We start from the raw sequence: 26469 nt of genomic DNA, 5'->3' as shown, positions 1-26469 counted from the left end.
CGGCAAAATCCAAGGCCGGACGGCGGTTCGCGGTATACTCCCGCGTAACTTGCCTGATCGCCAGGCATGCCCGATACTCAGCTGTTCCCCCCAAATCTCCCCGTACGTCGAGTTTAACGCTACTGCTTATGAGTACAATCCTTGAAAGTCTTCCGATCGGCCAGAAGGTCGGTATCGCGTTTTCCGGCGGCCTCGACACCAGCGCCGCGCTGCACTGGATGCGCAAGAAGGGCGCCGTGCCGTACGCCTACACGGCCAATCTCGGTCAGCCCGACGAAGACGACTACGATTCGATCCCGCGTCGCGCCACGCAATATGGCGCCGAAGGCGCGCGCCTGATCGACTGCCGCGCGCAACTGGTCGCGGAAGGCATCGCAGCGCTGCAGTGCGGCGCGTTCCATATCTCGACGGCGGGCGTCACCTACTTCAACACCACGCCGATCGGCCGTGCCGTGACCGGCACGATGCTGGTCGCCGCGATGAAGGAAGACGGCGTCAACATCTGGGGCGACGGCAGCACGTACAAGGGCAACGACATCGAGCGTTTCTACCGCTACGGTCTGCTCGTCAATCCGAACCTGCAGATCTACAAGCCGTGGCTCGACCAGCTGTTCATCGACGAACTCGGCGGCCGCGCTGAAATGTCCGAGTTCATGCGCCAGTCGGGCTTCGACTACAAGATGTCGGCTGAAAAGGCCTATTCGACCGACTCGAACCTGCTCGGCGCGACGCACGAAGCGAAGGATCTCGAGAGCCTCGAGTCCGGCATCAAGATCGTGAATCCGATCATGGGCGTCGCGTTCTGGCGCGACGACGTGCAGATCGCCAAGGAAGAAGTGACGATCCGCTTCGAGGAAGGCCAGCCGGTCGCGCTGAACGGCCAGACGTTCCCGAACGCGGTCGAACTGCTGCTCGAAGCGAACCGTATCGGCGGCCGTCATGGTCTGGGCATGAGCGACCAGATCGAGAACCGCATCATCGAGGCGAAGAGCCGCGGCATCTACGAAGCCCCGGGCCTCGCGCTGCTGAATATCGCTTACGAGCGTCTCGTCACCGGCATCCATAACGAAGACACGATCGAGCAGTTCCGTGAGAACGGCCGCCGTCTCGGCCGTCTGCTGTACCAGGGCCGCTGGTTCGATCCGCAGGCGATCATGCTGCGCGAAACCGCGCAGCGCTGGGTCGCGCGTGCGATCACCGGCGAAGTGACCGTCGAGCTGCGCCGCGGCAACGACTACTCGATCCTCAGCACGAAGTCGCCGAACCTCACGTATCAGCCCGAGCGTCTGTCGATGGAGAAGGTCGAATCGACGTTCTCGCCGCGCGACCGCATCGGCCAGCTGACGATGCGCAACCTCGACATCAAGGACACGCGCGACAAGCTGCGCATTTACTCGCAGGTGGGTCTGCTGTCGTCGAACGAGACGTCGGCGCTGCCGCAGGTGAAGGGCGACAAGGAATAAAGCGGCGCGTCCGATTATCTCAACGTCGCATCGATCGATGGGCCGGCTCGCGAGAGCCGGCCCATTTTCTTTGGGGCCGCCGGATGCGCTCCGGCGCGTGCTCGCGGTCCCACATTCTGTGCTCAAGTTTGGCCTGCCTATGCCGTTGACATAAGCTAAGCCTATTCTGGAACCCTTCCGTGCAACTCGCTCACAGTATCGACCGCCTCGCCAGCCGGATGCCAGTCGACTCGACCGCCGGCGGCGAACCCGAGGTGGAGTCTTCAGTCATCGAGTGGCTGTTGCACGACGATCAGGTGATGCGCGAGTGCTTCACGCACGCGGCGGAGATTCTGAAGAGCGTGACCGGCGCGGCGATTACCGCGATCGTGCTGCTCGACGAGGAGTATCAGCACTATCGCGCCGAGGTCGGCATGGCGATGCCGCTCGTCACGCGCGCGCGTTCGCTCGCCGACTACGCGGTGCGCGACGCCGATCTGTTCGTGATCGAGGATGCTCACAACGACAGCCGTTTCGGTGAATGCATGCTGGTCAAGCGTCATCCGTTCGTGCGCTTTTACGCGGCGATCGCGCTGCGTGCACCGAACGGCGAGATCGTCGGCGCACTATGCGCGATGGACCCGGCACCGGGCCGGCTCGACGCGGGCCAGCGCGGCGTGTTCTACCACCTGCGCGCGATGATCGAAAACGATCTGAAGATGCGCACGGCCACCGCGATCGATCCGCTCACGCAGTTGTACAACCGGCGCTTTCTGCTGGAAACCATCGCGCGACGCTGGAAGGAGGCGCGCGACGGCGACATGATGGGCTCGGTGGTCGTCGACGTCGACTGGTTCAAGCAGTACAACGACACCTACGGCCATCAGGCCGGCGATCATTGTCTGCGGCTGGTCGCCTCGGTGATGCAGGCCGCCGCCGACAGCGAGCACTTCGTGGTCGGGCGCATGGGCGGCGAGGAGTTCGGACTGCTGATGCTCGAAGCACAGAAGTCGAAGCTCGAAGACACGCTCGAAACGCTGCGCCAGGGCGTGGCGGATCTCGCGATCGAACATCGCGCGTCGCCGCTCGGGGTGGTGACGGTCAGCGTAGGCGCGTCGCTTACGCGTATCAGCGATTTATCGCGGCCCGCGCATCGCGACGGTTTCGCGAGCGCCGACCGGGCGCTGTATCGCTCGAAGCATAACGGGCGAAATCGCGTGACGATGGCGTAGCTCTAGTCTTCGTCGTGACGGCGGCATCGCTTATAGGACCAACGTCCCATTTCCAACCGTTGCCATCGTGGCAATATCGAAGCGCGTAGTGAACGTCGACGCAGTCGCCGGGTGCGGCAGCAGGGCTTTTTACGATGCGCATCATTCAAACGTTGCTGTTCATCGCGGCGTTCTGCTCAGGCATGACCGTCGGCGTTGCGACGTGCGTCGCCGCCCAAACTGCCGCTGCGCAGCCGGCCGCGTCGTCGGCCGCCTCGTCGGCCGCCTCGTCGGCCGTTTCCGTCCCGGCAGCCCCAGGTGCCCCCGCCTCAACTCCCGCCGCGCGCCAAATCGATCTCGGCAATCAACCGTTCACCGGCGATTTCGACGCCATGCTGGACCGGCGGCTGATCCGCGTACTGGTTCCCTACAGTCGAACGCTCTATGTGAATGAGCAAGGCCACGAGCGAGGGCTGACCGCCGGCCTGATGCGGGACTTCGAGCGTTATCTGAACAGGAAATACCAGGCGACGCTCGGCAAACGTCCGCTCACGCTGGTCATCATTCCGACGACGCGCGACCAGTTGCTCCCAGGGCTGATAGCGGGCCGGGGCGACATCGCCGCGGGCAATCTGACGGTCACGGAGGCCCGCCTGAAGCAGGTCGACTTCGTGTCGCCTCGTGACCGCATAGCAGTACGCGAAGTGGTCGTGACCGGTCCGAAGTCGCCAGCCCTAGCGAAGCTCGACGATCTGAGCGGCAAGACGGTCCACGTGCGACCGAGCAGCAGCTATTACGAGAGCCTGAACGCGTTGAATGCGCGGTTTGCCAAGGAACGCAAAGCCCCCGTGAAGCTCGTACCGCTGCCCGACGCGCTAGAAGACGAAGACGCGATGGAGATGCTCAATGCCGGGCTGGTCCAGATCCTCGTCGTGGACGACTGGAAGGCAAAGGTATGGGCGCCGATACTGCCGGGAATCGTCGTGCATAACGACATCGCGGTGCGCGACGCAGGCTACATCGGCTGGGCGGTCCGCCTCAAGAGCCCGAAACTACAGGACGCGATCAACGACTTCTACCTGAATTACGTGAAAAAGCAGAGTGTCGCGGAAGTCCGTCTGCAGCAGGAAATGAAGCGCATCAAGCAGATCTCCAACAATACGGAGTCAGCGGAGCTGAAGCGATTCAAACAGACGGTCGGCCTTTTCGAAAAATACGGCGCGCAGTACGGCTTCGATCCGCTCCTGCTTGCGGCTCAGGGCTATCAGGAATCGCAGCTGAACCAGAGTGCGCGCAGTCACGTTGGAGCAATCGGCATCATGCAGCTGATGCCAGCCACGGGGAAGGAACTTGCGGTTGGCGACATCAGGGTGGCGGAGTCCAACGTCCATGCGGGAGCGAAATATCTCGACGTGCTGATGGCCCGTTACTTTCCCGATGCTCACTTCTCGGAAAGGGACCGCTCGCTGTTCGCATTCGCGAGCTACAACGCAGGACCCGCAAACATCGCCAGGATGCGCAAGGAGGCGCAGGCGCGCGGTCTCGATCCGAACAAGTGGTTCAACAATGTCGAAATCGTAGTCGCCGAGAAAATCGGCATCGAACCCACTACGTACGTGCGCAATGTCTTCAAATATTATGTTGCGTACCGGCTCGTCCGGGAGGCCGAGGCGGCACGGGCTCGCGCTATCGGGCAGATGCGCAAGCAGGGCGGAACGTAACGGAAGTGCTCGTCTGAAAGCGCTGTCACCGCAGCGACGCTTCGAACGCACCGGATTCCTTGATGAGATGGACGCGCGCGATGAACGCCATCAGGAATCACGATGCTTTCGTTCCAAGCGGTTGTGACGGGATCATTCCACCCGGACCCGCGGTAAGCGTCGGGGCAGGGGCGATCTGGATGCATACCTATGAAGCCGTTACCGGCGCCGTGGGTCGATATTTACAGGGCGCGTCTTCTGTCGATCAAGAAACGTTACGACCCGCACGGAGTTTTCTTCGTTCGTCACGGTGTCGGCTCCGAAGCCTGGAGCGACGACGGGTTCACCCGCATGGCCGATTCCGACTAGCCGGCCGGCTGTTTCAAGCGAATCCCGATGCTCGTTGTGTGTCGGTATGAGCGTGTATTGACTCCGGCGAGAGCTCAATGCACGCTAGCGATGCATCGGCATCCGAAGCATCTCTTTCTAGCGAACCTGGTGAAGCGGAGTCGGTAATAAGTTCGGTGCCGTTGCCAATACAACGTCGTATAAATGACGGAGACAGAAAAGATGACAACACCGAAGAAGATCCCGGCGGCCATGCACAACCCTTGGTGGCTCACTACCGCGGCGAGCCTGATGGCGTCCGCGATCGTGCTGGCCGGCTGCGGCGGCGGCAACGACGACGGACTGCACCCACCGCCGCCGAACAACGTGCTGCCAGGCTTCATCAAAAGCGCGGTGACGACGAAATCTTATGACGGCAACAGCGACGATCTGCTGACCGCGGGCCTCGGCAAGACCGGCCTCGCCTCGGCGACCGCGCCGGCCATCGCGAATACCGCGCAACCAACGGCCGCCGAACTGCGGCGTCTCGCGATCTGGTCGAACTACCGGGCGCTCGTCGACATGACGGCGAACGGCGGCTATGGACGCTTCTGGGGCCCCAACGTCGACCTGAACGGCAACGACACGCTGGGCGAAGGCAAGATCGCGGGCAAGGAATACCTCGCCTATGCCGATGACGGCAGCGGCGCGCAGAACGTGAGCCTGCTCGTGCAGATTCCCACCAGCTTCAATCCGGACCAGCCGTGCATCGTCACCGCGACGTCGTCCGGTTCGCGCGGCGTGTACGGCGCGATTTCGGCGGCCGGCGAGTGGGGCTTGAAGCGCGGCTGCGCCGTGGCCTACACCGACAAGGGCAGCGGCAACGGCGCGCATGAGCTGTCGACGAATCGCGTGACGCTGATCGACGGCACGTTGCAGGATGCGAGCACAGCGGGCAAGGCGAGCCTTTTCACCGCGAAGCTCGGCAGCAGCACGCTGGCAACGTTCAACGCGCAGTTCCCGAACCGCTATGCGTTCAAGCACGCGCACTCGCAACAGAACCCCGAGCAGGACTGGGGCAAGAACACGTTGCAGGCGATCCAGTTCGCGTATTGGGCGCTCAACGATTCGTTCGGCGCATTGAATGGCACGACGCGCACGGTGCGCTATGCGAGCGGCAGCATCACGACGATCGCCGCGTCGGTCAGCAACGGCGGCGGCGCGTCGCTCGCGGCGGCCGAGCAGGACACGTCGGGCCTCATCACGGCAGTGGTGGTCGGCGAACCGCAGATCAACATGCGGCTCACGCCACAGGTGTCGGTCGCGCAGGGCGGCGTGCCGGTCGGCGCGTTCGGCAAACCGCTCGCCGATTACATGACGCTCGCGAACCTGCTGCAGCCGTGCGCCGCGCTCGCTCCGGCTGCGGCCGGCGCGCCGTATCTGACCGCGCTGCCGAGCGCAACCACCACCGCGCTGCGGACCGCGCGTTGCGCGTCGCTCGCGGCAGCCGGCGTGATCGCGGGAGCGGATACGGTGACGCAGGCCACCAATGCGCTCGCGCTGCTGCATCAGAACGGCTATCAGACGGACTCGGACCTGCTGCAAGCACCGATGTGGGACTCGCAGGCAGTGCCGGCCGTCGCCGTGACCTATGCGAATGCATATGCGCGTGCAAGCGTCGCCGACAACCTGTGCGACTTCAGCTTCGGCACCACCAGCGCGACGGGTGCAGCCGGCGTGACGCCGGCGGTCTCGCCGATGCTGACGGTGTTCGGCAACGGCAACGGCGTGCCGCCGACCAATGGCATCAACCTCGTCTACAACGCGGGCACCTCGGGCGCGGCCGATCATCGGCTCGCGACCGCCGATGCGAGCTACGCGGGCGCCGCATGCCTGCGCGCGCGGTGGACAAGCGGTTCGTTGAGTGCCAGCGTCGATGCAATCCGCGTGAATGCGAACCTGCATGGCAAGCCGACCATCATCGTGCAAGGACGCGCGGATGCGCTGGTGCCGATCAACCACGCGTCGCGGCCGTATCTTGGCTTGAACCAGGTGGCCGAGGGCGGTGCGAGCAAGCTGGCGCTTTACGAAGTCACGAACGGTCAGCACTTTGACGCGTTCCTCGGCGTCGCCGGTTTCGACACGCGTTTCGTGCCGTTGCACTACTACAATCTTCAGGCGCTCAATCTGATGTGGGCTCATCTGAAGAACGGCACGGCGCTGCCGCCGTCGCAGGTGATCCACACGATACCGCGCGGCGGCACGCCAGGAGCCGCACCGGCGCTGACCACGGCCAACCTGCCGGCGATCGCGGCGAGCCCGGGTGCCAATGCGATTTCCGCAACGAACGGCGCCGTGAACGTGCCGAATTGAGCGGCGCGAGCTGAAGCAACGCGCACACAGGCGCCCGCCTGTGTGCGCGTTGCTGTGAGATGACCTGCGTCTGCGCTCAAGAACACATCCCCTCGCGCTCGAGCCACGAACGGAACTGCACGACCAGTTCATCGCCAGACTTCTCATCCGCAATGTAAGTGCAGTAACTGCGAGACCGCAGACGCGGACCGTCGAACGGCGCGACGAGCCGGCCAGCGGCGAGATCGTCGGAGACCAGCGCGGTCGGTCCCATCGCGATGCCGATCCCGTCGATGGCGGCCTGCAAGGTCAGATAGAAGTGATCGAAGGTCAACGTGGCGGCCGGCCTCAGCGCGGCAAGCTGCGTGCTCGCCAGCCAGTCGGGCCAAAGCCGCGGAAGACTCGAGGTGTGCAGCAACGTGTGCTGCCGCAAGTCGCCCGGCGATCGAAGCGGCACTCGCTGCAAGAGCGCCGGACTGCAGACCGGAAGCCTCTCCTCGGACAGGAATGGCCGCATCGAATAGCCATAGAACGTGTCCGGGCCGCCCCGGATGACGATGTCGTAACTCTCTTTCAGACTCTCCAGCGGTCCGTTCGACGTCTCCACCTTGACCTCCACGTCGGGATGCTCGGCGCGGAATGTCGCCAGTCTCGGCACCAGCCAGCGCAACGTGAATGTCGCGGGCGCGTTGACGGATAGCGTCCGCGACAGCGTTTCGGGCACACCGTATCGCGCGGTTGCCTGCGACAGCTGTTCGAACAGTGGGCCGATTTCCTCCAGATAGGCCTTCGCCGCCGCCGTCAGTGTCACGCGCCGGTGGTGCCGTTCGAACAACGAGGCGCCGAGCCATTCCTCGAGCAGACGCACCTGCTGGCTCACCGCGCCGTGAGTCACGTGCAGCTCCGCGGCGGCTTCCTTGAAGCTGCCGAGCCGGCCCGCGGCCTCGAAGGCCCGTAACGCATTGAGCGGAGGCAATACCCGTTTCATTTGCAAGAGTTTTTCTAACGCAGGCGGCCAATTTATCTGGTTTGAGGGGCCACGACAAGATAGATATCCTTCCCGTTGTACCGCTAATGCCTTTCCCGCCCACTCTCGGCCTCAAAACCCCATGCTTAGTTATACCGGTGGCATCGTGCTTTTTGCTGCGATGCTTCACGCGAGCTGGAACGCGATGCTGCACGGCAACCGCGACCGGTTCCTGTCGATGACCTGGATGAGCATCGCCATCGCGGCGGTCGCCACGCTCGTCGTCCTGGTCAATCCGTTGCCAGCCAGCGCCTGCTGGCCCTACCTCGTTGCATCGGGGCTCGTGCATATCTTCTACAACGTGAGCCTCGTGCGGTCGTATCGACGCAGCGACCTGGCGCTCGCGTACCCGATCGCGCGTGGCTCGTCGCCGCTGCTCGTCACGCTCGGCGCGGCGCTGTTCGCGCGTGAAGCGATCGGCCCGTTGCACGCGCTCGGGATCGCGATGATCTCGGGCGGCATCATCGCGATCGCGTTGCAGGGACGGCACGTGTCGCGCGCGGGCGTGCTGAGCGCGCTGACGACTGGTGCGACGATTGCGCTCTATACCTTGATCGACGGCATCGGCGTGAGACTGTCCGACGGTCAGCCGCTGACCTACACCGCGTGGATGTTCCTGTTCTATTGGCTGATGCCGCTGCTGTTCGTCGCAATGCGCGGCCTCGCGCCGCTATGGACACCGGTACGTGCCGAGCCGCTGTCGGTGGGCTCGTCGCTCGTCGGCGGTTTGGTGTCGATCGCGGCGTATGGCATCGTGATCTGGGCGCTGCAGTCGGGCGCGATGGGTGCGGTGTCGGCGTTGCGCGAAACCAGCGTGGTGTTCGCGGTGCTGATCGGGCGGGTGTTTCTTGGGGAAGCGGTCAATGGCGGGCGCTGGCTCGCCTGCCTGGTCGTTGCGGCTGGAGCGGCATGTCTGGGGCTTTGACGAGAGAGAGGATGCGGGTCGTTCATCGCCGGCTTGCCTTGATGTGACGGGTGGCAAGCAAACCATGCGCGATTCGTCCTAAGGTTTCCTTCAGCTTTGACTGATAGATAGCGGGTTCGACAATGGCAGAGAAAAACAACGATGCCCCGTGGACCCCGATCCGGCCGACAGGCCGAAAAGAACCGTTACCGCTCGACCTATCTGCTCGAATTGGCGCGCGGCAGCTCGCACATTTCGAGCACGCTGGGCGCCGACAGCCGGCAAGCGGCGATCGCCGAAGTGCTGTGCGAATTTGGGCTCCAATACGGCAAGGACAAGTTGCCGGTCTTTCGCGCTCTGCTCGCGGAAAGCCTCGAGGACCGTGACAATCCGGACGCGGCGCGAGCGGTGCTGAGCTTCGCGCAGCGCCAAACGCTCTAGCCGCCGATCAGCTTCAACCCCACCGGCAGCGATTCGCCGAACACGCGGCCTTCGTCGGCGTTATCGAGCGCGACGACTTCGCTGACCATCGTGATCCAGGCGCGCGGCGCGCTCGCCGCTTCGAGGCGTCGCACGACGCTCGCGCGCAGTTCGTCGGGCAGATCGCGCGAGCGATCGCCGGTCATGCGGGCGATCTGCACCGCGGCGAACGCGGCCGGGTCGACCTTCTTCCAGTCGAGCGCGAGGATCGCGTCGAGCCATTGCGCGGCGACCTCGGGTGGCACGACGCTGTGCGCGCTGCCGTAGAACGGCTGGCGCGCGCCGATCCGTCCGACTGCCCACCAGCTTTGATGGTTTTCCGCGGGCTTTTTCAAGCGCGTGAGCACCGCCTCGCCGAGTTCGATCTTGCGTTCCGCCGGAATCCGTTCTAGCGATGCGGACAGGCGCACCATATCGGCGAAGCCGGTCTTCGCGACATCGAACGGCAGCTTGTGACGCGATTGCGCGGCCTTCTGCAGATAGTCCATCGCGTCGAGCACGCGCAACTGTGCGTCCTCGCCGAGACCGCCGGCCGCGCGGCGCCACAGCGTCCACCATTCGGACCACACCTGGCTGTCGGTCACGTATTGAATGCCGTCGTCGAACAGCGTCCACAGTTGCTCGACGCGCCATTCGTCGAGCGGATAGCCGAAGCCGGGGCGCACGCAATAGCCGGCCAGATTCAGCCACAGCCGCTCGTGATCGGCGGAGCGGCGCCGGCGCCGCGCGCGTTCCCACAGCGCGCCGAACAGCTCGCGCAGCAATGCGCTACCCCAGCCATCGCGCGGACCGAGCAGATGTTCGAGCTGCGCGCGCAGGCGTTTGATTTCCTTGGGGTCGACGTTATGCGCGCGGGCGCCGAAGCAACGGTCGATCAGTTCGATCGCGCGATCGAGCGCCGGGTGGCGTTGCGGCGCGCCATCGGCGGATAGGTCTACTTGCGCGTCGCCGTGGCGCAGCTGGAATTCGAGTAGCCAGCGTTGCGATGGATCGTCGAGCTCGATGCAATGCACGTCGAGCGTGCCGACCTCGGTCAGCGACGTCGCGATGCGCACCGCGGTTTCGCGGGCGCGCTGGCCGTCGCGTGGCTGGACGATCGTCGCGATCGGCGGCAGGCGCACGAAGTCGCCGCCCGCGAGATCGACCAGCTCGCCAGGCCGATATGCGGTGTCCGCGCTAGACGACACCAGGTGAAAGCGCACCGGATGTCCGAGCCGCAGTGCGAACGTGCGATCCTCGATCAGAATCTCGTGAGCTTCCTCGGTGCCGCGCGGCAGCAGGCAGATGCCGCGTTGCGCGGGCGCTGCGTCCGGTTCGGCAACGTCTTTGCCGGCAGGCGTTTCGTCGAGCACCAGAAAATAGCTGCGCGGCGAACCGCCGCCGATTTTCGGCGCGAAGCCGGCGCGCGCTAGCGTATAGGCGACCGCGCCGCGCGCGACCGCGACGTCGGGGTTGTCGTTGTGCAGCACATGGAGCGGCGCGCCGCGCCAGCCGCCGAGCGTGTCGGCGAGACGCCGCGATAGCGCGTCGGCGCGGAACACGCCGCCGTTGAGCAGCAGCGTGTCGGGAACGGGCAGGGCGGCTGTGCCGGATGGGTCCGGCGTGCTGAAGTGCGCGCCGAGGGCCTTGCGCGACTGCGCGGCGAAGCGTTCGAGAAAGGCCGCGATATGCCGCGTGACCGCCGCATCGGTCGCGTACGGCAGGCCGAATTCGACGATCGCGCCGCGCGGGCGGCCCGGTCGCTGATCGGCGGCGACGCGCGGAAAGAAGCCATCGACGATGATTTTCTCGACCTCGTCGCGCGTGACCTGGGTGGTGCGCGCACCGCCGATCAGCTTCGAGCCGGCGCCGAGCAGCGTGACCGGCGCCGCCTCGGGCGCCTGCGCGCCGAGCAACTGCTCCTTCGCGACGCGGCATCGCTCGACCAGCTGCGACAGGCTCGCCGCCGACAGCCGCTGCGGCGCCTGCCCAGCGCCACCGGCACCACCCAACAGCCGCGCCTCGACCAGATGCGCGAGCGCGAGGTCCATATTGTCGCCGCCGAGCATCAGGTGATTGCCGACACCGACCCGCGTCAGGCGCGGCTCGCCGTCGTCGGTCACACCGACTTCGATCAGCGTCAGGTCGGTGGTGCCGCCGCCGACGTCGCAAATCAGCACGAGCCGGGTGTGCGCCAACTCGTCGGCAAGCGTGTCGCGATGCCGGAACAGCCAGTCATAGAACGCGGCCTGCGGCTCTTCGAGCAGCCGCAGCGACGGCAGCCCCGCAAGCCGCGCCGCTTCGACGGTCAACGCACGCGCGCCTTCGTCGAACGACGCCGGCACCGTCAGCACGACGTCCTGCTGTTCGAGCGGCGCCTTCGGAAAGTGCTGGTTCCACGCGGCGCGCACGTGCGCGAGGTAGCTCGCGCTCGCATCGAGCGGAGAAATCTTGCGGACGTCGTCGGGTGCGCCCCACGGCAGGATCGGCGCGACGCGATCGACCGACGCGTGCGACAGCCAGCTTTTCGCGCTCGCGACGAGCCGCCCGGGCACTTGCGCGCCGAGCAGCCGCGCGAGCCGGCCGACCACGACCGGTTGCCCGGCGTCCTTGCCCTGGCCCGACGCTGCCCGAGCACCGGCGGACCACGGCAACTGCAGATCGGCCGCGCTCAGCTCGCCGTCGGCCGCCTGATAGCGCACCGACGGCAACAGCGGCCGCGCGGCGACCTCGCCGGGGCTCACCAGCTGCTCGATCTCGAACACGCGGATCTGCTGCGATCCTGCTTCCGCGTACGCGAGCACCGTGTTGCTGGTGCCGAGATCGATGCCGACGCTGTACCGCTTCATGTCACTCACGCATTCGGGTTGCCGCGCACGTCGAATTCGACTTTCCAGCGCTCGTCGGAGCCGCGCGGGATCGCCTCCAGTTCGAGCGTGCCCGCTTCGGTCACGCGCGCGTGCAGCTTCACCGGCACGACTTCACCGGCGGTGCGGCCGGCCGCCGGCAGCGTCGCCTGAATTTCCTCGAGTTCCTGCAACTCCTCGGGGCCCCAGTATTCGAGCAGCGTGCCGACCTGATCCTGACGACGCACCGACGAGCCGAAGAAGCGGAAATGCACGGGCTCGCCGACGACCAGCCCGAACTCCTGTGCGGGCAGCTCGGCGTCGGTGCCTTCCTCCATGCCGAACGGCGCGACGCACAGCGCCTGCACCGGCGGTTCGAGCCCCGGCACGGCCGGCATCGCCGATTCGATCGCGATGTAGTACGCGCGCGCGGTGCCGCCGCGAATCCGCACGCCGCGGCCGCGTCGCACGTAGCCGTAGTAGGCCGCGCCGCGCGCGACCGCCAGATCGAGGTCCGCGCCTTCGAGCAGACGCGCGCTCGCCGCGCCTTCGGCCGCGAGCCAGCCGTTCAGCGTGCTCATGATGCGCTCGACCAGCAGCGTCGACTTGAACACGCCGCCGTTGAACAGCACCGCGGTCGGATGCAGAAAGCTCGCGTTTTGCGCGGCGGCATTGGCCGCAGCTTCACCGAGCCCTTCGAGTTCGGCGAGCGCGCCGACCTGACGGCCGAGGAACGCCGCCAGATGCCGCGTGATACCCGCGTCCTGCGCATAGGGCAGACCGAGCTGCGTCAGACCCACCCGCGCGCGGCTCACCGGATGCGCGCCGCTGTCGACCTGCGGGAAGAAGCCGTCGAGGATCGTCTGCGTGAGCTCGGCGCGCGTCAGCTCGGTGCGGATCGAGCCGCCGATCAGCTTCGAGCCGCGGCTCGGCACGACGAGCGGCACGGTGTCGGTCGCGGGGTCGCTGAGCAGTGTTTCCTTCGCCGCGCGGCAAGCGTAGGTCAGCGCGCGCAGCTGCCACGCGTCGGCCTGGGTGCCCTGCGCGGCGAGCTTGCGCGCGACCACGTGCGCGAGCGCGAGGTCCATGTTGTCGCCGCCGAGCAGGATGTGATCGCCGACCGCGACGCGATGCAGTTCGAGATTGCCGTCGCGCTCGATCACCGCGATCAGCGACAGGTCGGTCGTGCCGCCGCCGACGTCGACGACGAGGATGATGTCGCCGACCTTGACCTGCTTGCGCCACTGGCCGGCGCTCTTCTGGATCCAGCTATAGAGCGCCGCCTGCGGCTCTTCGAGCAGCGTCATGCGCGTGAAGCCGGCGGCCTCGGCCGCTTCCGCGGTCAGTTCGCGCGCGGCCGGGTCGAACGACGCGGGGATCGTCACCGTGACGTCCTGCTCGCCGAACGGCGCGTCCGGATGCGCGTGGTCCCACGCCTCGCGCAGGTGCGTCAGATAACGCACCGAGCTTTCGAGCGGCGACACGCGTGTGACTTCGGGCGGCGCGTCGTTCGGCAGAATGCCCGCGCGACGGTCGACGCCCGGATGGCACAGCCAGCTTTTCGCGCTCGACACGAGCCGGATCGGCGTGCCGGCGCCGCGATTGCGCGCGAATTCGCCGACCGCGAATTCGCGCTGGCCGGTCCACGGCAGGTACAGGTCGCCGGAGGCCAGTTCGTCCGGATGCGGCAGGTACAGGAACGATGGCAGGAGCGGCAGGCTGTCGATTGCGCCGGGGCCCGTCAGCTGCGCGATCGACAGCACCTCCTGGGTGGTTTTCTCGCCGTCGCTCGCGTGCGTGTCCACGTAGGACAGCGCGCAGTGCGTGGTGCCGAGGTCGATGCCGATGGAATAGCGTGCGTCGCTCATAGCTCCACCTCCGCCGGTGCGATGACCTTCGCGTTATGGCCGTCCGCGAGCTTCGGCAGACGCACCTCGTCGACGCGCCAGCCGCGATGGCTGATGCTGCCGCTAAACGGCGCGCTGCCGACCACGTTGCCCGTCAGACGCACCGAACTCGCGTCGAAGCCCGCGGGCAGCGTCACGCGGCTGCCTTCGGCTTCGTCGCGCACCGGGCGGATCGTGAAGTGCTCGCGCAGCGTCGCGCGGCAGCCTTCGTGCACGAGGCGCGCGGCCGCGCCGATGTCGGCGTCGCTATAGGCCTTGATGTCTTCCTCGACGAAATCGATGAAGCGCGCGTCGCGCTGCAGCAGGCCGAGCAGTTGCAGCGCGGCGTCGGGGGTGGCCTCCTTCAGCACCGGCGCGGGTTGCGGCTTCGGTTGCGGGGCGGGGGCGGGTGCCGGGGTTGCCGCGGCGGCGGTGGTGGGCGCGGGGGCCGCGCCGAACTTTTCGCCGTTGCGCAGGCGCTGCACGTCGGCGGCGAACTCGCCATCGCCGAGAATGCGGAAAAACGTGCCCACGGCCAGCGAAATCCGGCCGAGGAAGGATGGGTTCGAATCGCTCATAAAGGCTCCTGATCTGCTCTGTTAGGGACGAGCGGTCCTCGCCGCGCCACGTGCGCCGGGCAGCGAAGCTGACGGGCCGGGCGCGGCTGTGATGTTGCGGGTCGGCGCGCGGCAGGGGGCGCGAGCCTTGGGCGATGATCATGCAACCGCCGGGCCGCCAGACGGTCCGGGACGCTTCGCAACCGGGCCGGCCGCGCGTGCGGCGCGCGCAAAACCCGTATTTTGCCTTGCGGCGCGCCCGACGCGGGCAAAGCCGGCAATTCTAGCGGGCAATGGGGTGGGAATGGCGGGGAGTTGGGGGGAAGGGGCGGTGTGCGGAGCTGCTTTGGGAGCGGGTTTCGGCTTGCTGCTGGCGGACCGGCGCGAGAGGCCGGCCGCTTGCCAGCCGCTCCCCGCGCAGTCTTGCCGCTTACGCGATGATGCGCATGTCGGCGACGTTACGACTTGCTCGGCTCTTTCGGTACCCGCTTGCCCGATGGTGCCGGCGCGGGCGTGACGGGCCCGGCGACTTTCATGTCGCCTCGGCGCGGTTGTCTGTGTGCGGCCATCGAGCGTCCAGGCCTGACCGACCCGGCGGCGTGCATGTTGGCAAGGCGCGGTTGCCCGTGCGCGGCTGTCACGCGCGCAGGCCTGAGCGGCCCGGTGGCGTGCCTGTGGGCGCGCGGCGGCTCTCCGTGCGCGGCCATCGCCGGCGCGGGACCGGCAGGGCGCGCGAGCGGCGCACGCGCATCACCCGGATACTCCGGCAGATGACCGTCATGGCTCGCCATCACGCGACGCAACTCCTCACGGCGATGGAAAACCTCCGCGCGACGATCGCCATGCGCATAGAACTGGCGCTGCCGGACGCCGTCCCGGCCGACGACCCAGATATACGTATCGCCGCCGACGAATACCACGTCGCGGTCGACCACATTCGCGACGTACACATCGGTGGGCAACGGCTGATACGCGGTCACGGTCGCTTCGGTAGGGCGGTTCGGGCCGCTGACGAGCTGGCCTTGCCCACTGGTCGCGCAGCCCGCGAGAAAGCTCGCGCACGCAGCCGACGCCAACAGCGCCTTGGTGATCTTTTTCAACTTCATTCCCCGGTTTGTCTTGTTTATTTGTCGAGCGACGCCCTTTTAACGGCCAGGCGTTTTGCGTTCTTGAGATACGAATCGCCGATCGGGAAAATTAGTTGGTGAATGCGCAGGCGAAAACCGCGCAGGCGAAAACGCATGCGCCATTGCGCGTGCGCAGCCGGGGCTCCGATCCGCGCTTAATTGCCGCCCGGATTGCCTTCTTTAGACTTCGCGTCGTGCCAGTTCATCCGGTGCCGATTGACGGTCTCGGTATGGCGCGCGTCGTCCTCGGTGTGCAGATAAAGGCTGGTCGTATTCAGCGACACGTGGCCGAGATTGTCGCGGATCGTGCGCAGATCGACGCCGCCGTCCGCCTGATGCGAACCGGCCGTATGCCGCAGCCAGTGCGCCGACGCGCGCTCGAGTTCGTCGGCGCGATCGGCGAATTCGGGGCCGCGCGCGCGCAGCCACATCGCCGCGCCCGCGAAGATGCCTTTGATCGCGTCGTGAATCGCGGAGCGCGACAGGCAGCGGTTGCGACCCTTGAAGGGCAGCACGAGCGGGGTTTCCTCGGCGCGGGTCGGCAGCGCGGCGAGGCCATTCAGCGTCCGGTAGCTGCGCAGTTCCTGAACCAGTTCGGCCGACACTGGCACGATCCGCTCCTTGTCGCCCTTGCCGAGCGTTTCAAGCCACCACTGGTCCTGACCGTCGGCGCCGAGCCTTCGGAAGAACTGGCCCATCTGCCCGCCGGCGACCTCGGAAATGCGCATGCCCTGCAGATAGAACAGCGTGGTCAGCCAGCGGCAGCGCGCGTAGTACGCGCGCTGCGCGTCGGTATCTTGCGGCAACTGCTCGACGAACAGTTTCACTTCGTCCCACAGCGACGTCGACAGATAGCGCGTGACGCGCGGCGCCGAGCGCTTCGCGCGCTGTCGCAGCAGCGCCATCGGATTGCCGCGCAGATAGCCCGCGTTGACGAGCCACGTGAACATTGCGTTCAGGATGATCAGCGCCTGGCGCTGGCTGGCCGGCGACAGCGGCCCGTTGAACGGCCGCCAGCGCGTGTCGCCGCGCGCGTACTTGCCGCCGTTCGCCGACACCCAGCGCGCGGCCGGCTGCGGATCGGCGATGAACGCTTTGAACAGCAGCAGATCCTCGTGCGTCAGCGACGACAGCGGCTTGTTGAGCTGCACGACGGCCCACAGCAGCAGCCGCTCGGCTTCCTTGCGGTAGTTGTCGAAGGTGGTCTTGGTGTCGGCGTAATTGGAGAGCCACGCGCGCACGGCGTCGAGGTCGTTGCGCGCCGATAGCTGGGAGTTTTCCGCCGCGCCGCGATTGGTGCCGTCGCGGCCATCGAGCAGTTCCGGCACGACGAGCGATTCGACGGGCTGGACGGTGGCGAGCTCAGCATTCGGGGCAGCTTTCGGCACGGCTTTGGACACGGTTCGGGACACTCCTCGGGCGCACGCCGGTTGGCGTCATTCTGCTCCGCTCAGGCGTTGTCCGAAGCGTTTGCCTGAAAAGAAAACAGTGCCCATTCTGTTGCTGATGAAACGCGAAACCCTATCACACAGTAGGCCGCGCCTGGCGCAAAACAGCGGGGCGCGCTCAAGCTTCGACGCAGCGACGATCGATCGGCATACAGTAATGGAGCGCGCCGCGCGATTGTTGCCGCTATAGTCGCGATCTATTACCGGCATTGCCGGATTCGAATTCTATTGAACTTTGCCCTCGCCTATATTCGAATAGGAGTGGCGCGTCGGCCGGAGTCATCTGTTAGAGACTCCGGCTGCGTTTCCTTCAACCCTGGATTTCATGAGTGCACTGCCGAATCATTCGGCCGACTGTCGGGTTCCTCGATCGTCAAATTGCCACGGACGCCTGACAGGATGACAAACGCATAACAAGTACCTTGCATGGGATTGGAGAAAGTGCTTCGCACCGACTCCGATCGACAACGGAGACATCCTCCAAAGGAGAGAACGCATGTCAAACGAAGCAAAGTGCCCGTTCATCCACACCGCCGGCGGCGGGACGACCATTCGAGACTGGTGGCCGAAGCAATTGCGCGTCGATCTGCTGAACCAGCATTCCAACCGCTCCAATCCGCTAGACAAGGACTTCAACTATGCCGAGGCATTCAAGAGCCTCGACTACGACGCGCTCAAGAAAGACCTCGCCGCGCTGATGACCGATTCGCAGCCGTGGTGGCCCGCTGACTTTGGCCACTACGGACCGCTGTTTATCCGTATGGCATGGCACAGCGCCGGCACCTACCGCATCGGCGACGGCCGCGGCGGCGCAGGGCGCGGCCAGCAGCGTTTCGCGCCGATCAACAGCTGGCCGGACAACGTGAGCCTCGACAAGGCGCGCCGGCTGCTATGGCCGATCAAGCAGAAATACGGCCAGAAAATTTCGTGGGCCGATCTGCTGATCCTGACCGGCAACGTCGCGCTCGAAACGATGGGTTTCAAGACATTTGGTTTCGGCGGCGGGCGCGAGGACACGTGGGAACCGGATCAGGACGTTTATTGGGGCAATGAAAAGACCTGGCTCGGCGGCGACGTGCGCTATGGCAAGGGCGCGGCCGGCAGGGAAGACGACGAAGGCGTGCTGGTCGCCGACGAAGAACTGCACGGCACCGAAAAGAGCCGCACCGATCCGCCCGGACGCAACCTCGAAAACCCGCTCGGCGCGGTGCAGATGGGCCTGATCTACGTGAACCCGGAAGGCCCGGACGGCAATCCCGATCCGCTCGCGGCCGCGGTCGACATCCGCGAAACGTTCGCCCGCATGGCGATGAACGACGAGGAAACGGTCGCGCTGATCGCCGGTGGCCACACATTCGGCAAGACGCACGGCGCGGGGCCCGCCGAGAACGTCGGTCCGGAGCCGGAAGGTGCCGGTCTCGAGGAGATGGGGCTCGGCTGGCGCAACAGCTTCGGCACCGGCAAGGGTGGCGACACGATCACGAGCGGTATCGAAGTCACGTGGACCTCGACGCCGACGCAGTGGGGCATGGGCTATTTCCACAACCTGTTCGGCCACGAGTGGGAGCTGACCAAGAGCCCGGCCGGCGCGAATCAGTGGGTTGCGAAGGGCGCGGAGCCCACGATCCCGCACGCGCACGACCCGTCGAAAAAACTGCTGCCGACGATGCTGACGACCGACCTGTCGCTACGCCTAGACCCGATCTACGAAAAGATCTCGCGGCGCTTCATGGACAACCCGGACGAGTTCGCCGACGCGTTCGCGCGCGCGTGGTTCAAGCTCACGCACCGCGACATGGGTCCGCGCGCCCGCTATCTGGGCCCGGAAGTGCCGGCGGAAGAACTGCTGTGGCAGGACCCGATTCCGGCCGTCGATCACCCGCTCGTCGATGACAAGGACGTCGCGGCGCTGAAGCAGAAGATCCTCGCGTCCGGACTGTCGGTGTCGCAGCTGGTCACGACCGCGTGGGCATCGGCCTCCACGTTCCGCGGCTCGGACAAGCGCGGCGGCGCCAACGGCGCGCGCATCCGGCTCGCGCCGCAGAAGGACTGGGCCGTCAACCAGCCTGCCGAGCTCGCGAAGGTGCTGAAGGTGCTCGAAGGCATCCAGAGCGAGTTCAACGGTGCGCAGTCCGGCGGCAAGAAGATTTCGCTCGCCGACCTGATCGTGCTGGCGGGGAGTGCCGGCATCGAGCAGGCTGCGAAGAACGCCGGGCAGCAGGTGACGGTGCCGTTCTCGCCGGGTCGCATGGATGCGTCGCAGGATCAGACCGACGTCCAATCGGTCGGCGCGCTCGAGCCGGTCCACGACGGCTTCCGCAACTATCTGGGCGGCAAGTTCCCGGTGGAGGCGGAGAAGCTGCTGATCGACAAGGCGCAACTGCTGACGTTGACGGCGCCCGAGATGACGGCGCTGATCGGCGGCCTGCGCGTGCTGAAGGTGGGCGGTGGCAAGGAAGGCGTGCTGACGGACAAACCAGAAACGCTGACCAACGACTTCTTCCGTAACCTGCTCGATATGGGTACGGAATGGACGCCGGTGTCGGAGGCCGCGGAAACGTTCGAAGGCGCCGACGCGAAGACCGGCGAGGTCAAGTGGACGGGTACCCGTGTCGATCTGGTGTTCGGCTCGAACTCGGTGCTGCGCGCCCTGAGCGAGGTCTACGCGAGCGAGGACGGTAAGGAGAAGTTCGTGCGCGACTTCATTGCCGCGTGGGTCAAGGTGATGAATCTGGATCGTTTCGATCTGGCTTGATCCAGCTACTGCGGCGCGCGTGGTTCGTTGCCACGCCGACGCTGTGTTCGAAGGTAGCTTTGAGTAGTCATCGAGCGCGATTGCCGGGATGCCGGCAATCGCGTTTTTTCTTCGTCTCCTTCCCAGTCATCGACTCAGACCATCTTCAGCACCACCCTGAAACGCGCGTGACCGCTCAGCATCCGATCGTAAGCCTGGGCCGCCTCGGCGAGCGGATACTCCTCGATCATCGGCTTGACGCCGGTGAGCGCGCTGAACGCGAGCGTGTCCTGCGAATCGGCCGAGGTGCCGGACGGCCAGCCTTGCACCGAGTTGCGTCCCATGATGAACTGCACGATCGGCACTTCGATCGGCTCTTCGGACACGCCGACCATCACGAGCTTGCCGTTCAGGCCGAGACCGCCGAGCGTGGCGGTCATCGCCTTGCCGCTCGTCACCGTGGCGAGGATCAGCTTCGCGCCGCCCAGTGCCTGCAATTTCTCGGCGACGTTTTCCGTTTTGCTGTCGATGTAGTGATGCGCGCCCAGTTGCTGCGCGAGCGGGGCCTTGTCCTGACCGCGCGCGATCGCCACCGTACGAAAGCCCATCTTGCGCGCGAACTGCACGCCGAGATGACCGAGGCCGCCGATGCCGAGAATCGCGACCACGTCGCCGGCGCGCGCGCCGCTATTGCGTATCGCGTTGAAGGTCGTGATGCCCGCGCACAGCAGCGGCGCGGCATCGACATCGGACAGATCGTCGGGAATGCGCGCCAGCGCTTCGACGGGGGCTACCATGTATTCGGCGTAGCCGCCGTCGTAGCTGATGCCGGGGATCAGCGCAAACTTGCACAGCACGAAGTCGCCCCGGCGGCAGTGTTCGCATTTGCCGCAGTGCCCGCCGTGCCAGCCGACCCCGACACGCTGCCCGAGCTGCCAGCCTTCGACACCCGCACCTAGCGAATCGATCACGCCCGCGATCTCGTGACCGGGCACGCGCGGATAGGCGAGGCCCGGCCACAGCCCGTCCTTGGTCATCACATCGCTATGACAGATGCCGCAAGCCTGAATCCTGATGCGCACGTGACCCGCGCCCGCCTCGGGCACTTCACGTTCGACCAGTTCGAGCGGGCCGCCGGCCTGCTTCACTTCGACTGCTTTCATCGTGGGCATGATGTTCTTCCTTTCCAGTGGTGAACGGGACAAGAGGGGAACAAACTCAAACATCATAGTCCGCGCCCAGGCGGGTCGCCAGAAAGAAGCCGCCGTCAATTGGCCGATGACGATGACATCCGATGTAATTGGCGCGCCGCGCGGGCGCCGCTACTCTTCGGCTATCGCGCCGCCAATTCGATGGCGCGCAGCAGTTCTTTTCGGTCCATTAAAAGGAGGGCAAAGCGATGAACGTCACGAGTCACGATCCGAAAGTGCAGCCGGGCGATCTCGGTAGTCTGTTGCGCTATTGGCGTGACGTGCGCGGCGTGAGTCAGCTCGATCTGTCGCTCGAGGCCGGCTTCTCGCAGCGGCAGATCAGCTTCATCGAAAGCGGGCGCAGCGTGCCGGGCCGCGACACGCTGCTGACGCTTGCGCAAACTCTCGACGTGCCGCTGCGCGAGCGCAATGCGCTGCTGCTTGCCGCCGGTTACGCACCGGTCTATTCGGAAGCGCCGTGGAATGCGCAAGAGATGAACGGCGTGGTTCGCGCGCTCGAACGGGTCGTGCGTCAGCATGAGCCGTTTCCGGCGCTCGTGATGGACCGCGACTGGAACGTGCTGATGAGCAACGACGCGGCGCCGCGCTTTTTCAACTGCTTCATCGACATGGCTGCGCGCGAAGGCCCGCGCAACATGCTGCATCTGATCTTCGATCCGCTCGGCATGCGTCCGTTCGTGGCCGATTGGGATGAGGTCGCGCGAAGCCTGCTGCAACGCGTGTATCGTGAATCGGTGGGTCATGTCATCGGTGCCCACACGAAGCGTCTACTCGATGAACTGCTTGCGTATCCCGATGTGCCACGCGACTGGAAGACGCATCATGGCTCTTCCACGACGCCCGCGACGCTGCCGATGATTCCACTCGGCTTCATCAGCGAAGGCGTGGTGCTGCGCTATTTCTCGATGGTCACGACCGTGGGTACACCGCAAAACGTGGCCGCGCAGGAACTGCGCATCGAATCCATGTTTCCCGCCGACGAGGCCACCGAAGCACGCCATCAGCAACTGCTTGCGAAGCATGCATTGCCGCAACCAAAGCATCCGCCCGGTCGATCGGACAAATCGATAGAAAATGCTGCTCCGAATGAATGGCGGTGACCTTCACGGCAGTCCCAGGCACGCTCGATGCTCCAGCGGGATATGCGCTGATCGCCTTGCGCAGTGTCCCGACGGACGCCTGATCGATGGAAGCCCATCGCCCGCGCCCGCCAAAAAACTGGAAGAACACAACACGAAACCGACCACCCCCTTACTGGCAGTCAGCTTCTTCGCAGCCGATGTGCAGGCAGGCGCGGGACCCTTTCTCGGCATCTATCTGCAAGCGCATGGATGGAGCCCCGACATGATCGGCACCGTGCTGACGCTGGGGGCCATCGTCAGCGTGCTCGTGACGGCCCCGGCTGGCGCGCTGGTCGATGCCATTTACCATCGGCGCGCGGTGGTGGTTGCCGCAAGCGCGCTGACAGTCGTCGCCGCGTGCGTGATCTGGCTCTCGCGCGGCTACTGGCCGATCGCGTTCTCGCAGATCGCCACGGCAGTGGCGGGCTCGGTCATGGGCACCGCGCTAATGGGATTGACGCTCGGCATGACCGGCCGCAGAAACTTCGACCGGCAATACGGCCGCAACCAGGTGGCGAACCACGCCGGCAACATCGTGGCGGCGGCTTTGTCCGGCGCAATCGGCTGGTGGCTCGGCATCGTCTGGGTGTTCGCGCTCGGGGCGGCGTTCGGCATCGCGTGCATTGTCTCCGTGCTGCTGATTCCCGCGCGCGCGGTGCATCGGCACTATGCGCGCGGCCTCGCGCACGAGGACGACAAGGATCGCTCGCAGGTGCGCGCGGACAGCGTGCGCGCGCTGATCCGCTGCCGCCCGTTGCTGTTGCTCGCGCTCGCGCTGGCCGCCTTCAGCCTCGGCAATTCCACGCTGCTGCCGCTTTACAGCCTTGCGCAAGCGGCGGCGCACCACCGCGACGCCAGCGCGATCACGGCGGCCAATATCATCATTTCCCAGCTCGTGATGCTGGGCGCCGCTGTCTACGCGAGCCGCGCGATCCGCCGCTGGGGTTTCTGGTGGGTCATCCTCGCGACGCTGATCACGCTGCCGCTGCGCGGCTTGACCGCGGCATGGATCACGGCCGAGTGGGGGATCGTGCCGGTGCAAATCTTCGACGGTCTCGGCTCCGGGCTGCAAAGCGTCGCGATCCCGGCTCTCGTCGTGCACCTGTTGCATGGCAGCGGGCGGGTGAACCTCGGTCAGGGCGCGGTGCAAAGCGTGGAAGCCGCCGGCGGTTGCCTGAGTCCACTGCTCGGCGGATGGCTCGCCAGCCGCTTCGGCTACCCGACGGCGTTCGTTGCGCTCGGTAGCCTCGCGTTCATTTCGCTGGCCGTGTGGATCACCCAGGGCGCGACGATCAGGCGAGCGTGCGATACGCGCCGCGACGAACTCGAGAAAATGACCGACATCGACGCGTCGGCGTTGTTTTCGTAGCTCGGACGCCGCGGCCCGCAATCAGTTGAACCCACATGCTTGACCCAGATCAAGCCGCCCGCCATGCCGGGGCGCATGATGTAAGCGAGTGATGCAATAGGACGCATCTTGTTTCATTCCGGCCGCAGGAGAAGTCCGTCATGAAAGCACTCGTTTATCACGGTCCGGGCAAAAAGTCGCTCGACGAACGGCCGATCCCCGAACTGACGGCGCCCACCGATGCAATCGTCAAAGTCACTCGCACGACGATCTGCGGCACCGATCTGCACATTCTCAAAGGCGACGTGCCGAGCTGCGAGCCGGGCCGCATTCTCGGCCACGAAGGCGTCGGTGTCGTGCAACAGGTCGGCGACGCGGTGAGCGGGCTCGCGGCCGGCGATCACGTGCTGATCTCGTGCATTACCTCGTGCGGTCGCTGTGACTACTGCAGGCGCGGCATGTATTCGCATTGCACGACGGGCGGCTGGATTCTCGGTAACCGGATCGACGGCACCCAGGCCGAATACGTGCGCATTCCGCATGCGCAGAGCAGTCTGTACCGGATTCCGGCCGGCCTCGACGAAGAGGCGCTCGTGATGCTGTCCGACATTCTGCCGACCGGCTTCGAATGCGGCGTGCTCAACGGCAAGGTTCAGCCGGGCTCCACGGTGGCGATCGTCGGCGCCGGACCGATCGGGCTCGCCGCGCTGTTGACCGCGCAGTTCTACTCGCCGGCGCAGATCATCATGATCGATCCCGATGTCAACCGGCTCGAAGTCGCGCACCGCTTCGGCGCGACCGCGTGCGTCGACAACGCGCATACCGATGCGGTCGCGCAAGTGCTGAAGCTGACGGAATCGGTCGGCGCCGACTGCGTGATCGAAGCGGTCGGCATTCCGCCGACGTTCGAGCTTTGCCAGCAACTGGTCGCGCCTGGCGGGACGATCGCGAACATCGGCGTGCACGGCGTAAAGTGCGATCTGCATCTGGAACAGCTGTGGGATCGCAACATCGCGATTACGACGCGTCTCGTCGATACCGTCAGTACCCCGATGCTGATGAAGACGGTCAAGGCGGGGCGGATCGATCCGACGCGTCTGATCACGCATCGGTTCCGGCTCGACGATATTCTTTCGGCTTACGAGACGTTCTCCAGCGCGTCGAGCACGCGCGCGCTGAAGGTGTTGATCGAAGCGTCTTAGGCGGGGCGCGGCGAGCCGGAGCGGTGGTGCGTGGCGCGCGTGCGCCGCGCCGCAGACCTCTATACTGTGCGTCGTCAAAACACGAGGCCCTGTCGCACGACGCCCTGTCGCCGACCCGTGGTTCCGTCACCTCGCTAAATCGGCATCGCTCGACCCGCCCATCCATGGATACTGTTTTGTCGTCGCCGCGCCGCTCGCGGCTCACGCGCGTTATCGAGGTTTTCAGCGCATTTCTGAAGCTCGGGCTGACCAGTTTCGGCGGCCCAATTGCTCATATCGGCTACTTCCGACGCGAGTTCGTCGAGCGGCGCCGCTGGCTCGACGACGAAGCCTTCACCGACCTGATCGGCCTATGCCAGTTTCTGCCGGGACCCGCGAGCAGCCAGGCGGGATTTTCGATCGGGCTGCTGCGCGCCGGGTGGGCCGGAGGCCTAGCCGCCTGGTGCGGCTTCACACTGCCGTCGGTACTCGTGATGCTCGCCTTCGCCGCGATCGCGCCGGACCTGGGCGGCGCGTTCGGCACGGGTGTTATTCACGGGCTGAAACTCGTCGCGGTGGCCGTCGTCGCGCAGGCCGTTTGGGACATGGCGCGGCGTTTGTGTCCCGACCGCCGACGCGCGGCGATCGCGCTCGCATCGCTCGTATTGCTGAGTGTGCTTGGCACCGTCTACGCCCAACTGATCGTGATCGGCGCCGGCGCCGTGCTCGGTGTCGCGCTGTGCCGGACCACGGCGGCGCAAGCGCCACGCGCCACTCCTCTGCGGGCCGGCGATTTTCAGGTGTCGCGCACGGCAGGCATCGCCGCGCTGATGGTGTTTTTCACATTGCTGTTCGCGCTGCCGCTATGGGCGGCAAGCGGAACCTCGCAAGGCCTGCGCGTATTCGACGCGTTCTATCGCTCGGGCGCGCTCGTGTTCGGCGGCGGGCACGTGGTGCTGCCGCTGTTGCAGCGCGAAACCGTCGCGACCGGATGGGTCGCGCCCAACGACTTCCTGGCCGGCTATGGGGCGGCCCAGGCGGTACCCGGACCGCTGTTCACGTTCGCGGCGTTTCTCGGCTGGATGATGGCACTGCCACCCAGACACTGGAGCGGCGCACTGCTCGCGACAGTGGGCATCTTTCTGCCGGGTCTGCTGCTCGTGCTCGCCGCATTGCCGTGGTGGCAGGCGCTGCGCGCGCGTGCGGCGATGGCGGCGGCGCTTGCCGGCGTCAATGCGGCGGTGGTCGGCCTGCTGGCCGCCGCGCTCTATTCGCCGGTGTGGACGAGCGCGGTGTTGTCGGCGACGGATTTCGCCGTCGCGTGTATCGGCTTTTTGCTGTTGCTGCGCTGGAAAGTGCCGCCGCTTGCAGTCGTCGCGCTGTGTGTGGCGGCCGGCGTTGCTCAAACGGTGTGGCACCCGCTCTGACAGCGCTAATCGCGCACGGACGATCACGCGGCCTCGGTGCGTTTGCCGCACCACGACGCGACGCCGCCGCGCGACGCAACGACACCGATGCGGGTTCGGTGACGCGCACGGGCGAATGACCTTCGTACCGACACGGCCGCGGCAAACGACGCCACCGCTGA

General features: G+C 65.8%; 19 protein-coding genes. 12 read left to right on the top strand and 7 right to left on the bottom strand.

The window, feature by feature from the left end:
• The first annotated feature begins 128 nt into the window (after positions 1-128).
• From argG to AB3X95_RS03620, 5 genes are all read left to right on the top strand, one after another.
• Entirely contained in the window at positions 129-1463 is a 1335-nt protein-coding gene (argG, locus tag AB3X95_RS03640; RefSeq protein WP_176108428.1) for an argininosuccinate synthase, read from the top strand.
• Positions 1464-1642: 179 nt separating this feature from the next.
• Positions 1643-2674 carry a sensor domain-containing diguanylate cyclase gene (locus AB3X95_RS03635; protein WP_311733496.1) on the top strand — a complete coding sequence of 344 codons (1032 nt, stop codon included), beginning with the start codon at positions 1643-1645 and terminating at the stop codon, positions 2672-2674.
• 134 nt (positions 2675-2808) lie between these two features.
• Complete coding sequence (locus AB3X95_RS03630) at positions 2809-4374, top strand: transporter substrate-binding domain-containing protein (RefSeq protein ID WP_368620695.1); 1566 nt, start codon at positions 2809-2811, stop codon at positions 4372-4374.
• A gap of 189 nt (positions 4375-4563) precedes the next feature.
• Entirely contained in the window at positions 4564-4722 is a 159-nt protein-coding gene (locus tag AB3X95_RS03625; RefSeq protein WP_176369168.1) for a BBE domain-containing protein, read from the top strand.
• A 201-nt stretch (positions 4723-4923) separates the two neighbouring features.
• Positions 4924-7053 (top strand): D-(-)-3-hydroxybutyrate oligomer hydrolase, encoded by a 2130-nt coding sequence (locus AB3X95_RS03620; protein ID WP_184227142.1) that lies wholly within the window; start codon positions 4924-4926, stop codon positions 7051-7053.
• Positions 7054-7129: 76 nt separating this feature from the next.
• On the opposite strand, the gene gcvA is transcribed toward AB3X95_RS03620, so the two are convergent.
• Positions 7130-8020, bottom strand: coding sequence for a transcriptional regulator GcvA (gene gcvA / locus AB3X95_RS03615; protein WP_176125974.1), 891 nt, complete (start codon positions 8018-8020; stop codon positions 7130-7132).
• Between the two features lie 121 nt (positions 8021-8141).
• Here gcvA and AB3X95_RS03610 point away from each other — a divergent pair, with 121 nt between their 5' ends.
• The gene (locus tag AB3X95_RS03610) at positions 8142-8984 is read left to right on the top strand and encodes an EamA family transporter (RefSeq protein ID WP_368620694.1); all 843 of its coding nucleotides are present in this window, start codon (positions 8142-8144) and stop codon (positions 8982-8984) included.
• A gap of 141 nt (positions 8985-9125) precedes the next feature.
• On the top strand, positions 9126-9404 hold the full coding sequence (locus tag AB3X95_RS03605) for a hypothetical protein (RefSeq protein ID WP_176108433.1): 279 nt from the start codon (positions 9126-9128) through the stop codon (positions 9402-9404).
• Here AB3X95_RS03605 and AB3X95_RS03600 read toward each other — a convergent pair.
• From AB3X95_RS03600 to AB3X95_RS03580, 5 genes are all read right to left on the bottom strand, one after another.
• Positions 9401-12280: an Hsp70 family protein gene (locus AB3X95_RS03600; RefSeq protein ID WP_368620693.1), complete on the bottom strand. Its 2880-nt coding sequence runs from the start codon at positions 12278-12280 to the stop codon at positions 9401-9403. The two genes, AB3X95_RS03605 and AB3X95_RS03600, sit on opposite strands and share 4 nt — an antisense overlap.
• Positions 12277-14136 (bottom strand): Hsp70 family protein, encoded by a 1860-nt coding sequence (locus tag AB3X95_RS03595; RefSeq protein ID WP_368620692.1) that lies wholly within the window; start codon positions 14134-14136, stop codon positions 12277-12279. Before AB3X95_RS03595 ends, AB3X95_RS03600 begins: the two co-directional genes overlap by 4 nt.
• Positions 14133-14732, bottom strand: a complete 600-nt coding sequence (locus tag AB3X95_RS03590) for a DUF2760 domain-containing protein (protein WP_368620691.1) — start codon at positions 14730-14732, stop codon at positions 14133-14135. Before AB3X95_RS03590 ends, AB3X95_RS03595 begins: the two co-directional genes overlap by 4 nt.
• A 437-nt stretch (positions 14733-15169) precedes the next feature.
• The gene (locus AB3X95_RS03585) at positions 15170-15817 is read right to left on the bottom strand and encodes a hypothetical protein (protein WP_368620690.1); all 648 of its coding nucleotides are present in this window, start codon (positions 15815-15817) and stop codon (positions 15170-15172) included.
• A gap of 176 nt (positions 15818-15993) precedes the next feature.
• Complete coding sequence (locus AB3X95_RS03580; RefSeq protein WP_368620689.1) at positions 15994-17238, bottom strand: tyrosine-type recombinase/integrase; 1245 nt, start codon at positions 17236-17238, stop codon at positions 15994-15996.
• 544 nt (positions 17239-17782) lie between these two features.
• Here AB3X95_RS03580 and katG point away from each other — a divergent pair.
• On the top strand, positions 17783-20041 hold the full coding sequence (katG, locus tag AB3X95_RS03575) for a catalase/peroxidase HPI (protein ID WP_176126042.1): 2259 nt from the start codon (positions 17783-17785) through the stop codon (positions 20039-20041).
• Positions 20042-20175: 134 nt separating this feature from the next.
• Here the strand turns inward: katG and AB3X95_RS03570 are convergent, their stop codons facing one another.
• On the bottom strand, positions 20176-21192 hold the full coding sequence (locus AB3X95_RS03570; protein ID WP_368620688.1) for an alcohol dehydrogenase: 1017 nt from the start codon (positions 21190-21192) through the stop codon (positions 20176-20178).
• Positions 21193-21419: 227 nt separating this feature from the next.
• On the opposite strand from AB3X95_RS03570, the gene AB3X95_RS03565 reads away from it, so the two are divergent.
• From AB3X95_RS03565 to chrA, 4 genes are all read left to right on the top strand, one after another.
• Complete coding sequence (locus tag AB3X95_RS03565) at positions 21420-22331, top strand: helix-turn-helix domain-containing protein (protein ID WP_368620687.1); 912 nt, start codon at positions 21420-21422, stop codon at positions 22329-22331.
• Positions 22332-22449: 118 nt separating this feature from the next.
• Positions 22450-23721 carry an MFS transporter gene (locus AB3X95_RS03560; protein ID WP_368620776.1) on the top strand — a complete coding sequence of 424 codons (1272 nt, stop codon included), beginning with the start codon at positions 22450-22452 and terminating at the stop codon, positions 23719-23721.
• 140 nt (positions 23722-23861) lie between these two features.
• Positions 23862-24902, top strand: a complete 1041-nt coding sequence (locus AB3X95_RS03555) for a zinc-dependent alcohol dehydrogenase family protein (protein ID WP_368620686.1) — start codon at positions 23862-23864, stop codon at positions 24900-24902.
• 164 nt (positions 24903-25066) lie between these two features.
• Entirely contained in the window at positions 25067-26308 is a 1242-nt protein-coding gene (gene chrA / locus AB3X95_RS03550; protein WP_368620685.1) for a chromate efflux transporter, read from the top strand.
• The last annotated feature ends 161 nt before the right edge of the window (positions 26309-26469 follow it).

The sequence above is a fragment of the Paraburkholderia sp. BR13444 genome, from assembly GCF_040948755.1.
Taxonomy (GTDB): domain Bacteria; phylum Pseudomonadota; class Gammaproteobacteria; order Burkholderiales; family Burkholderiaceae; genus Paraburkholderia; species Paraburkholderia youngii.
The sequence above is the reverse complement of the archived record's forward strand: the minus strand, read 5'-3'. Positions and strand labels throughout refer to the sequence as shown.

What these genes read in the sequence shown, in the direction of transcription:
- katG (WP_176126042.1), top strand. Translation starts at nt 17,783, where the DNA reads ATGTCAAACGAAGCAAAGTGCCCGTTCATCCACACCGCCGGCGGCGGG.
- chrA (WP_368620685.1), top strand. Translation starts at nt 25,067, where the DNA reads ATGGATACTGTTTTGTCGTCGCCGCGCCGCTCGCGGCTCACGCGCGTT.
- AB3X95_RS03570 (WP_368620688.1), bottom strand. Translation starts at nt 21,192, where the DNA reads ATGCCCACGATGAAAGCAGTCGAAGTGAAGCAGGCCGGCGGCCCGCTC.
- AB3X95_RS03555 (WP_368620686.1), top strand. Translation starts at nt 23,862, where the DNA reads ATGAAAGCACTCGTTTATCACGGTCCGGGCAAAAAGTCGCTCGACGAA.
- AB3X95_RS03620 (WP_184227142.1), top strand. Translation starts at nt 4,924, where the DNA reads ATGACAACACCGAAGAAGATCCCGGCGGCCATGCACAACCCTTGGTGG.
- gcvA (WP_176125974.1), bottom strand. Translation starts at nt 8,020, where the DNA reads ATGAAACGGGTATTGCCTCCGCTCAATGCGTTACGGGCCTTCGAGGCC.
- AB3X95_RS03595 (WP_368620692.1), bottom strand. Translation starts at nt 14,136, where the DNA reads ATGAGCGACGCACGCTATTCCATCGGCATCGACCTCGGCACCACGCAC.
- AB3X95_RS03590 (WP_368620691.1), bottom strand. Translation starts at nt 14,732, where the DNA reads ATGAGCGATTCGAACCCATCCTTCCTCGGCCGGATTTCGCTGGCCGTG.
- AB3X95_RS03610 (WP_368620694.1), top strand. Translation starts at nt 8,142, where the DNA reads ATGCTTAGTTATACCGGTGGCATCGTGCTTTTTGCTGCGATGCTTCAC.
- AB3X95_RS03605 (WP_176108433.1), top strand. Translation starts at nt 9,126, where the DNA reads ATGCCCCGTGGACCCCGATCCGGCCGACAGGCCGAAAAGAACCGTTAC.
- AB3X95_RS03565 (WP_368620687.1), top strand. Translation starts at nt 21,420, where the DNA reads ATGAACGTCACGAGTCACGATCCGAAAGTGCAGCCGGGCGATCTCGGT.
- argG (WP_176108428.1), top strand. Translation starts at nt 129, where the DNA reads ATGAGTACAATCCTTGAAAGTCTTCCGATCGGCCAGAAGGTCGGTATC.
- AB3X95_RS03630 (WP_368620695.1), top strand. Translation starts at nt 2,809, where the DNA reads ATGCGCATCATTCAAACGTTGCTGTTCATCGCGGCGTTCTGCTCAGGC.
- AB3X95_RS03585 (WP_368620690.1), bottom strand. Translation starts at nt 15,817, where the DNA reads ATGAAGTTGAAAAAGATCACCAAGGCGCTGTTGGCGTCGGCTGCGTGC.
- AB3X95_RS03625 (WP_176369168.1), top strand. Translation starts at nt 4,564, where the DNA reads ATGAAGCCGTTACCGGCGCCGTGGGTCGATATTTACAGGGCGCGTCTT.